Raw genomic sequence first — 8,925 nt, 5'->3', positions numbered from 1 at the left:
GGCGCTGTCCTTGCAGGCCAAAGTATAGCCAAGACAGAACCAGACATTGCGGCCCTTGCCCGGCTCGCCCGGGTTCAGACCCAGTTGTTCAAGCCGCTGATGCATCGCTTTCATGCGTGGGCTGTCATTCCAGATCACCACGTGGTCTTGCGGCAGCTTGTCAAAGAATTTGCGGGCGTGGCGGTATTGAGCCTCGTTCGCGCGGTCCAGCCCGATGACGATCCGGTGCAAAAACGGCACCTGCGCCAGTTCATCCAGAATATTGGGCAGGGCGTCGCCCTCCAATTCGGAAAACAGCGAGGGCAGGATCAGGCTGATCTTGCGGGTCTGGGCAAAGGTCGACAGCTCATGAGCCATGGCCTCGGGCGGCAGGGTGCGCAGGTTATGCAGCGTTGCGATGTTACCGTTCTGGTGAAAATCGGCCATGAAGGGGTCTCCTGCTCAAATTCCAAATTCATCCATCACTGCCATCATGGCGTCATTCCACCCGGCGGGGCCGGGCAGGGTCGTGCGACGAATGCGGCCGCCGGATTCGCCCGCAAGGGGGGCAAGCGGCGGGTGGTCGGGGTTGGCGACGATGATGCCGATATCGGCGCGCATCAGCATCTCGATGTCGTTCGGTGCATCCCCCAGCGCAACCGAGCGCGGGGAGGTGTAGAGCTTTAGAACGTTGTTCATTTGCTCGGCCTTGCTGCCGCCGAAAGACAGGGTCAGGAACCGTCCGCCTGATCGCGCGGTGATGCCTGCCTTGGTCAGTGCGGCGATAAACCGGGCCTGACCGGCGGCGTCACCCGACCACAGGCCCGGCTCGGAAAAGGCGCGCTGTCCGGCCTTTTCGGCATCGGCCAGCGACAGGCCGGTGTGGTCGGCAATGCCTGCTGTGCCCCAGTCACCAAAGCCTTGAAATTGCTGGCGCAAATCGGGGGAAATCTGGTCCAGCGCCTGACGCAGCGCCCGGTATTGCGTCAGGTCCACCTCGGGCGCGGCCCCTGCAGGCAACAGGCCAGCGCCGTTTTCGACAATCGCCGGACAGTCGCCAAAGCCCAACTGATCGCGCAGAAGCGCGATCTCGGTCGCGGTTTTCGAACTGGCCAGAATGACCGGCACACCTGCCTTGCGTAACCGTGCCAATGCCGGGCTGGCGGCGCGCCAGCTATAGCTGTGGTGATCCAGCAACGTGCCATCCAGATCGGTGAACACGATCAGCGGCGCCTGTGTCGCCCTGGGCGATTCTGTCTCGGTCATCCCGGTCAGACTGCCAGTTTTTTCGGCGTTGTGCACCCGCAGCACGGATATAAATGGGGCCAATGCCCAAAATCACCGCAGTCGGGATAGTGCCGCTCGGGGAATCGTGAAAATTTAATCCCGAATACAGGGGTCAAAAACTCGCATGTCCATCAAAGCCGCAATCCACCACCTTACGCATTACAAATACGATCGCCCGGTCACGCTGGGCCCGCAGGTAATCCGCCTGCGCCCGGCCGCGCATAGCCGCACGCATGTGATTTCGCATTCGCTGAAAGTGTCGCCGCAACCGCATTTCGTGAACTACCAGCAAGACCCCTATGGCAACTGGCTGGCGCGCTATGTGTTCCCCGAGCCGGTGAACGAGCTGAAGATCGAAGTCGATCTTGTGGCCGATATGTCGGTCTATAACCCGTTCGATTTCTTCGTCGAGGAAAGCGCCGAGGAATGACCGTTCGAGTATTCGCAGGACATTCTGCCGGACCTGTCGATCTATCTGACGCGCGAGCCCTGCGGCAAGGCGTTGCAGGATTTCGTCGATTCCGTGGATCGCACCAGCATTCGCACGGTCGATTTTCTGGTGGCGCTGAACTCGAAGGTGCAACAGGCGGTGGATTACACCATCCGCATGGAGCCGGGCGTTCAGACCCCGGACGAAACCCTGCATCTGGCCCGTGGGTCGTGCCGGGACAGTTCGTGGCTGTTGGTGCAGACGCTGCGCCATCTGGGCGTCGCGGCGCGGTTCGTGTCGGGCTATCTGATTCAGCTGAAACCCGATCTTGAGGCGCTGGATGGCCCCTCGGGCACCGATCACGATTTCACCGATCTGCACGCCTGGTGCGAGGCCTATATCCCCGGCGCGGGCTGGGTCGGGCTGGACCCGACCTCGGGGTTGTTGACCGGCGAAAGCCATATTCCGCTGGCCGCGACCCCGCATTACCGCAACGCCGCGCCGATCTCGGGGCTGGCCAGCTATGCCGAGGTCGATTTCAACTTTGATATGACCGTCACCCGCGTGGCTGAACATCCGCGCATCACCAAGCCGTTCTCGGACGATGCGTGGCAGGCGCTGGATGCGCTGGGTCAGAAGGTCGACAAGGCGCTGACCGATGGCGATGTGCGCCTGACCATGGGCGGCGAGCCGACTTTCGTGTCGATCGACGATTTCGAAGCGGATGAGTGGAACACCGCCGCTGTTGGCCCGACCAAGCGCGGGCTGGCCGACGAATTGATCCGCCGCCTGCGCGAACGCTTTGCCCCCGGCGGGTTCCTGCATTACGGGCAGGGCAAATGGTATCCGGGCGAAAGCCTGCCGCGCTGGACCTTCTCGTTATATTGGCGGGCGGATGGCGCGCCGGTCTGGGAAAACCCCGATCTGGTCGCCGAAGAAGGCGTTGAAACCGGCGCCACGGTCGAGGATGCGCAGGCCTTGTTGCAGCACATGGCCGAAGGTCTGGGCGTCAACCCCGAGCACGTTCAGCCCGCCTATGAAGACCCGGCGGAATGGCTGATCAAAGAGGGCAACCTGCCCGAGAACGTTACGCCGGAAAACTCGAAACTGAAAGACCCCGAAGAACGCCACCGCATCGCCCGCGTGTTCGATCGCGGCCTGACCGAACCTTCGGGCATGGTGCTGCCGATCCAACGCTGGCAGACCAAGGCGACGGGGGGCTGGGTGTCCGAGCTGTGGCGCACCCGGCGCGGCAAGCTGTTCCTTATTCCCGGTGACAGCCCGGTCGGCTTTCGCCTGCCGCTTGAGGCGCTGCCGCATATTCCCAAAAGCGACTATCCCTATAGCTATGTCGCTGATCCGGCGACACAATCCGGACCGCTGCGCGATGTGCGCAAGCCGCGTCGCAAACCCGATGCGCGCATTCACACCGACAAATCCGGGCGCACGCAAGACGTGGCCAGCTTTGCCTCCAGCGAACCGGGTCAGGATATTCACGAACAGCAACTGGGCGATGTCGAGGGCGGCAAGGTCCGCACCGCGATGTCGGTCGAGCCGCGCGATGGCCGCCTGTGCATCTTCATGCCCCCGACCGAGCGGGTCGAGGATTACCTCGAACTGCTGGCGATGGCCGAAGCCGCCGCCGCTGATCTGGGGCTGCCGGTGCATATCGAAGGCTATTCCCCGCCGCCCGATCCGCGCCTGAACGTGATCCGCGTTGCCCCTGATCCGGGCGTGATCGAAGTGAATATCCACCCCGCCCACAGCTGGGACGATTGCAAGGCCATCACCGAGGCCGTCTATGAAGAGGCCCGCCAATCGCGGCTGGGTGCTGATAAATTCATGATCGACGGTCGCCACACCGGCACCGGTGGCGGCAACCATGTGGTGGTCGGTGGCTCGACCCCGCTGGACAGCCCGTTTCTGCGCCGGCCCGATCTGCTGAAAAGCCTGATCCTGCATTGGCAGCGGCACCCATCGCTAAGCTATCTGTTCTCGGGCCTGTTCATCGGCCCGACCAGTCAGGCGCCGCGCATCGACGAGGCCCGCCATGACAGCCTGTATGAGCTGGAAATCGCCTTGGCGCAGATCCCGCTGCCGGGACAGGGCGCCGCGCCTCAGCCGTGGCTGACCGACCGCTTGCTGCGCAACATCCTGATTGATGTGACCGGCAACACCCACCGGGCCGAGATCTGTATCGACAAGCTGTATTCCCCCGATGGCCCGACCGGGCGTCTGGGTCTGGTCGAATTCCGCGGCTTTGAAATGCCGCCGGATCCGCGCATGAGTCTGGCGCAACAGGTGCTGATCCGCGCCCTGATCGCGCGGTTCTGGGACAAGCCTTTGACCGGCAACCCGGTGCGCTGGGGCACCCGCCTGCACGACCGGTTCATGCTGCCGCATTTCATCTGGGAAGATTTCCTTGACGTGCTGCGCGACCTTGGCGAGCACGGGTTCACCATGGACCCGGAATGGTTCAAGGCGCAGGCCGAATTCCGCTTTCCGTTCTGCGGCGAGGTCGATTACGACGGCGTGCATCTGGAAATCCGGCAGGCGTTGGAACCGTGGCACGTGCTGGGCGAAACCGGCGCGATCGGCGGCACGGTGCGCTATACCGACAGTTCGGTCGAGCGGTTGCAGGTGCAGATGACCACCACCGACCCCGAGCGCTATTTTGTCGCCTGTAACGGGCGGCGCGTGCCGCTTCAGGCGACTGAAACCGGTGGCGTGTCGGTGGGCGCGGTGCGGTTCAAGGCATGGCAACCGCCCGAGGCGCTGCATCCGGTGCTGCCGGTCAACGCGCCGCTGACCTTCGATATTTTCGACAGTTGGACCGGGCGGGCGCTGGGCGGCTGCGTGTATCACGTCGCGCATCCGGGCGGGCGCAACTATGACACCTTCCCGGTCAACGGCAACGAAGCACAAGCACGGCGACTGGCGCGGTTCGAGGCACGGGGCCACACCCCCGATCTTTATGTGCCTCCGCCGGAACTACCGCACAGGGAATTCCCGATGACCCTTGACCTCAGGCGCTCTCCGGGCATCTGATCAGCGGGGATAGCTAAAGGGAATCCTCCGCCGGTGCTGAAAGAATTTCTGCAGGACTACAGGCCTTTGCAGGGCGCGCCCGATGAATTGATGACGGCGGACGGTCGCGTCCGCCCCGTTTGGCGTGCCTTCATGGACCGGCTGGCCCAGATCAAGCCCGAGGAAATGGTGCTGCGCATGTCGCGCGGCGACCAGTATCTGCGCGATGCCGGGGTGTTCTATCGCCGTTATGAGGAAAACGAGGCCAGCACCCGCGATTGGCCGCTCAGCCATATGCCGGTGCTGATCGACCACGCCGAATGGGAAGAAATCGCCGCCGGTCTGGGCGAACGCGCCGACCTGCTTGAGGCGGTGCTGCGTGATGTCTATGGCGAGAACACGCTGGTCGATCAGGGGCTTTTGCCTGCCGCGCTGATCGGGGCCAATTCGGAATGGCTGCGGCCGCTGGTCGGGGTCGAACCGGCCTCGGGGCATTTTCTGCATTTTCTGGCGTTTGACATCGGCCGCGGGCCGCGCGGCGACTGGTGGGTTCTGGGTGACCGCACCCAAGCCCCCTCTGGCGCCGGTTTCGCGCTGGAAAACCGCATGGCGACATCGCGGGTTTATTCCGGGCTGTATGACAACACCGATGTGACGCGGCTGGCCGGGTTCTTTCGCATGTTCCGCGACTCGCTGATGGACCTGCGCGGCGATGACAACAGCCGGGTCGGCATCCTGACGCCGGGGCCGCTGAACGACACCTATTTCGAGCACGCCTATATCGCCCGCTATCTGGGCTTCATGCTGCTTGAAGGCGAGGATCTGGCCGTCGATAAAGGCCAGCTGATGGTGCGCACGGTGAATGGGCTTCAGCCGGTTTCGGTGCTGTGGCGGCGGCTGGATGCGTCGTGGACCGATCCTCTGGAACTGAACGAAGGCTCGCGGCTGGGCACGCCGGGTCTGTTGCGCGCGGTGCGCAATGGCAATGTGACCATGGTGAACGCGCTGGGCGCCGGCATTATGGAGACCCGGGCGCTGTTGGCCTTTATGCCGCGGCTGTCGCAGGCCCTGCATGACCGACCGCTGCGGATTCCGAATATCGCCACATGGTGGTGCGGCGGCAGCGAAGAGCGCAATCACGTCGCCCGCTTTGCCGATACGATGACCCTCAGCCGGGCGTTCTCGACCGCGCCCGAGGCCGATCATGACGATACCGCCTTTGCGGATCTGTCGGCCCCGGAGCTGGCGCAATTGCTGGAAAGCCGTGGCAGTGAACTGGTGGCGCAGGAACGGGTGCGGCTGTCGACCGCCCCGGCCTTTGTCAACGGACGCTTGCAACCGCGCCCGATGAGCCTGCGGGTGTTTCTGGCCCGCACCGAACAGGGCTGGGCGGTCATGCCCGGCGGTTTCGCGCGGATCGGCGGCGGCCATCACCCCGACCGGCTGTCGATGCAGTCGGGCGGTCAGGTGGCCGATGTCTGGGTGGTCGGCGGCAATACCAGTGACGCCGAAACCATGCTGCCCAAGGGCACGGGCCGCTTTACCCGCAAGCAACAGACCGCGCTGCCCAGCCGGGCGGCGGACAACCTGTATTGGCTGGGCCGCTATGTCGAACGTTCCGAGCACCTGATGCGGGTGCTGCGCGCCTATCACGCGCGGCTGGCCGAAAGCGCCGATGACGATGCGCCGCTGCTGAAGATGATGCGCAGCTATCTGGCGCGCTATGGCGTCGATACGGCCAAGCCGCCGCAAGCGGCGCTGTTGCCCAATCTGAACGCGGCGAATGCCTGTGCCGGACAGGTCAGCGACCGGTTCTCGGTCGATGGCTCGGCGGCGCTGGCGGCGCTCAGGCAGGCGGTCAGCGCCCTGCCGGCCGATCTGAATTCCGGCGACGACACCGCCCGTGCCCTCAGCACCCTGCTGCATCAGATCTCCGGCTTTTCGGGTCTGGTGCATGACAACATGTATCGTTTCACCGGCTGGCGTTTCCTGTCGCTGGGCCGCGCGATCGAGCGCGCCGGAAATGGTGGCCACAGCCTGGCCGAGTTTCTGGCGCCGAAGAAACCTTACGGTGCACTGGACCTGATCCTTGAGATCGGTGACAGCGCCATGACCCATCGCCGCCGCTATTCGGTCGGCACCAACCGGGCGTCGATTGTCGATCTGCTGTTACTGGACAACCAGAACCCGCGCGCGTTCAGCTATCAGATCGACCTGATCAAGGAACATCTCAAGCGGATGCCGGGTGCCGAAACCAGCGGGCGCCTGTCGCCGTTGCGCCGCGACGTGTTGCGCCTGCATACCGATCTGGCGCTGCTGACGGCCGAGGCGGTCGATCACCGGCTGTTGTCGGGCCTGTCGGGGCGGGTCGATGCCCTGTCCGATCACCTGACCCAGACCTTCCTGAGATAGCGCCATGCAATATGCCATTCGCATGGAAATCGCCTATGACTATGACCACCCCGCCGCGTTTTCGCGGCAGGTGCTGCGGCTGTTGCCTGCCGATCTGATCGGGGAACAGCAGGTCACGATGGCGCAGCTGACCAGCACACCCCGGCCCGAGGAATGGTTCACCGGCACCGATTTCTTTGGCAATCGCTGGGACGAAGTGGCCTATACCGCCCCGCATGAAACGCTGATCTTTAAGATCGACGCCCGCGTCACCCGGCTTACGCCGCGCTCGTTTCTGGATGTGTCGCCGCGCCTGCCTGATCTGGCGCGCGAGATCGCCGGCAATCGCAGTCTGGACCCGATCTCGCCGCATCACTTTCTGGGTCGGTCGCCGCGGATTGCCCTTTATCCGTCGATCGCCGCCTATGCCCGCACCGCCGCGACCTATACCGCCACTTGTTTCGAGGCCGTCCGCGCCCTCAGCGAGGCGCTGCATCGGGATATGACCTTTGACGCCAATGCCACCACGGCGGATACCTCGGCGCTGGAGGCGTTCGAGAACCGCCATGGCGTCTGTCAGGATTTCACCCATGTGATGATCACCGGCCTGCGCAGTCTGGGCATCCCGGCGGGCTATGTCAGCGGTTTTCTGCGAACCGTGCCGCCCAAGGGCAAACCGCGTCTGGAAGGCGCGGATGCGATGCACGCCTGGGTGCGGGCGTGGTGCGGATACGAGATGGGCTGGATCGAGATCGACCCGACCAACAACATGCTGGCGGGCAGCGATCACATCGTTATCGGGCGCGGCCGCGATTATGCCGATGTGGCGCCGGTGCGCGGGGTGATGCGGTCGTCGGGCGAACATACCAGCCGCCAGTCGGTCGATGTCGTGCCGCTGTTCTGAGCCGGTCGGATCGTCGCCACCAGCTCGCCCAGCTTCAGGCCGAATTTCCGGAACTCTGAACGGTTGATGATGCTGCCATCTGGCATCAGGAACAGCCAGTCGGTGACGTTCAGCACATGCCCGCCGGCGTCCGCCTCAAGCCGCAGCTTGTAACGCATCCGGATTGCGTTGCCGGCGCATTGGCCCCGCGCTGTGCCGATCACGTCCTCCGCCGTTGCCGAAAACGCCCCACCAGTGCCACGGACGATGTGCCAGCAGCGCGATTGCCGGGCGCCGCTGGCAAAGCGGAATTCCTCGTTCAAGGTCGCGGTGTCGCCGTGCCATTCGCCGTGCATCCGGGCGGTAAAGCGGGCGGCGGTCTTGCCAGTGGGGCCAAAGATCACCCCTTCGGACAAAAGCGGCCCGGCCAGATGCCGGTCCAGTTCGAACCCCGGTTCCGCAGTGGCATAGCTGTCGATCGGTTGCGCGGCAAAGCTGGTGCGGCGCAGGGCGAACAGGGCCATCGCCACAAGGGCAAGGCAGAGAACAATCTCGGTCATGTGTTTTTCCGTTGTCAGGCGTGGGCCAGTTCGACCTGCACCACATCCGTATGGGCCACTTCGAACGACCCGGCGCATATTCCCAGATAGAACCGCCAGTTCCGAAGGAAAGCCTCGCTATAGCCCAATTCGGTGATCCGGCGGGTTTCGGCCTCAAGCGCCTCGGTCCATTGCCGCAGGGTGCGGGCATAATCGCGGCCAAAGGCAAAGCTGTCGCGCACCACCAGCCCGGCCTTGCGCGCCTGTTCGGCGATCAAACCGTCGCTCAGCAACATGCCGCCCGGGAAGGTGTATTGCCGGATGTAATCGCTGGTCTGGCGGTAGGTGTCGAAATAGTTATCGGGCACGGTGATCGCCTGAACCATGGC

At 63.9% G+C, this 8,925-nt stretch carries 7 protein-coding genes and 1 pseudogene; 4 read left to right on the top strand and 4 right to left on the bottom strand.

What is annotated here, in order from left to right; all coding sequences use genetic code 11:
* Together ABYW26_RS06320 and ABYW26_RS06315 are read right to left on the bottom strand one after the other, a co-directional pair.
* A pseudogene (locus ABYW26_RS06320) lies at nt 1-426 on the bottom strand (glycosyl transferase); the annotation flags it as partial.
* 15 nt (nt 427-441) lie between these two features.
* Complete coding sequence (locus ABYW26_RS06315; RefSeq protein ID WP_372603941.1) at nt 442-1,245, bottom strand: HAD-IIB family hydrolase; 804 nt, start codon at nt 1,243-1,245, stop codon at nt 442-444.
* A gap of 145 nt (nt 1,246-1,390) precedes the next feature.
* Here ABYW26_RS06315 and ABYW26_RS06310 point away from each other — a divergent pair, with 145 nt between their 5' ends.
* From ABYW26_RS06310 to ABYW26_RS06295, 4 genes are all read left to right on the top strand, one after another.
* Nucleotides 1,391-1,696: a transglutaminase N-terminal domain-containing protein gene (locus ABYW26_RS06310; protein ID WP_372603940.1), complete on the top strand. Its 306-nt coding sequence runs from the start codon at nt 1,391-1,393 to the stop codon at nt 1,694-1,696.
* 93 nt (nt 1,697-1,789) lie between these two features.
* Nucleotides 1,790-4,744 (top strand): DUF2126 domain-containing protein, encoded by a 2,955-nt coding sequence (locus tag ABYW26_RS06305; protein ID WP_372603939.1) that lies wholly within the window; start codon nt 1,790-1,792, stop codon nt 4,742-4,744.
* 90 nt (nt 4,745-4,834) lie between these two features.
* Nucleotides 4,835-7,135: a circularly permuted type 2 ATP-grasp protein gene (locus ABYW26_RS06300; RefSeq protein WP_372603942.1), complete on the top strand. Its 2,301-nt coding sequence runs from the start codon at nt 4,835-4,837 to the stop codon at nt 7,133-7,135.
* 4 nt (nt 7,136-7,139) lie between these two features.
* On the top strand, nt 7,140-8,018 hold the full coding sequence (locus ABYW26_RS06295) for a transglutaminase domain-containing protein (RefSeq protein ID WP_372603938.1): 879 nt from the start codon (nt 7,140-7,142) through the stop codon (nt 8,016-8,018).
* Here ABYW26_RS06295 and ABYW26_RS06290 read toward each other — a convergent pair.
* Entirely contained in the window at nt 7,928-8,557 is a 630-nt protein-coding gene (locus ABYW26_RS06290; RefSeq protein WP_372603937.1) for a DUF3833 family protein, read from the bottom strand. The two genes, ABYW26_RS06295 and ABYW26_RS06290, sit on opposite strands and share 91 nt — an antisense overlap.
* 14 nt (nt 8,558-8,571) lie before the next feature.
* Nucleotides 8,572-8,925 (bottom strand): class I SAM-dependent methyltransferase (locus tag ABYW26_RS06285; protein ID WP_372603936.1); only part of this gene is annotated, 354 nt, incomplete at its 5' end.

Source organism: Actibacterium sp. (assembly GCF_041584535.1).
Lineage (GTDB): Bacteria > Pseudomonadota > Alphaproteobacteria > Rhodobacterales > Rhodobacteraceae > Actibacterium_D.
This window is presented reverse-complemented; position numbering and strand designations above follow the sequence as displayed.

Bases quoted from the DNA above. Each gene is read 5' to 3' on its own strand.
- ABYW26_RS06300 (WP_372603942.1), top strand. From the start codon at position 4,835: ATGACGGCGGACGGTCGCGTCCGCCCCGTTTGGCGTGCCTTCATGGAC.
- ABYW26_RS06315 (WP_372603941.1), bottom strand. From the start codon at position 1,245: ATGACCGAGACAGAATCGCCCAGGGCGACACAGGCGCCGCTGATCGTG.
- ABYW26_RS06290 (WP_372603937.1), bottom strand. From the start codon at position 8,557: ATGACCGAGATTGTTCTCTGCCTTGCCCTTGTGGCGATGGCCCTGTTC.
- ABYW26_RS06295 (WP_372603938.1), top strand. From the start codon at position 7,140: ATGCAATATGCCATTCGCATGGAAATCGCCTATGACTATGACCACCCC.
- ABYW26_RS06310 (WP_372603940.1), top strand. From the start codon at position 1,391: ATGTCCATCAAAGCCGCAATCCACCACCTTACGCATTACAAATACGAT.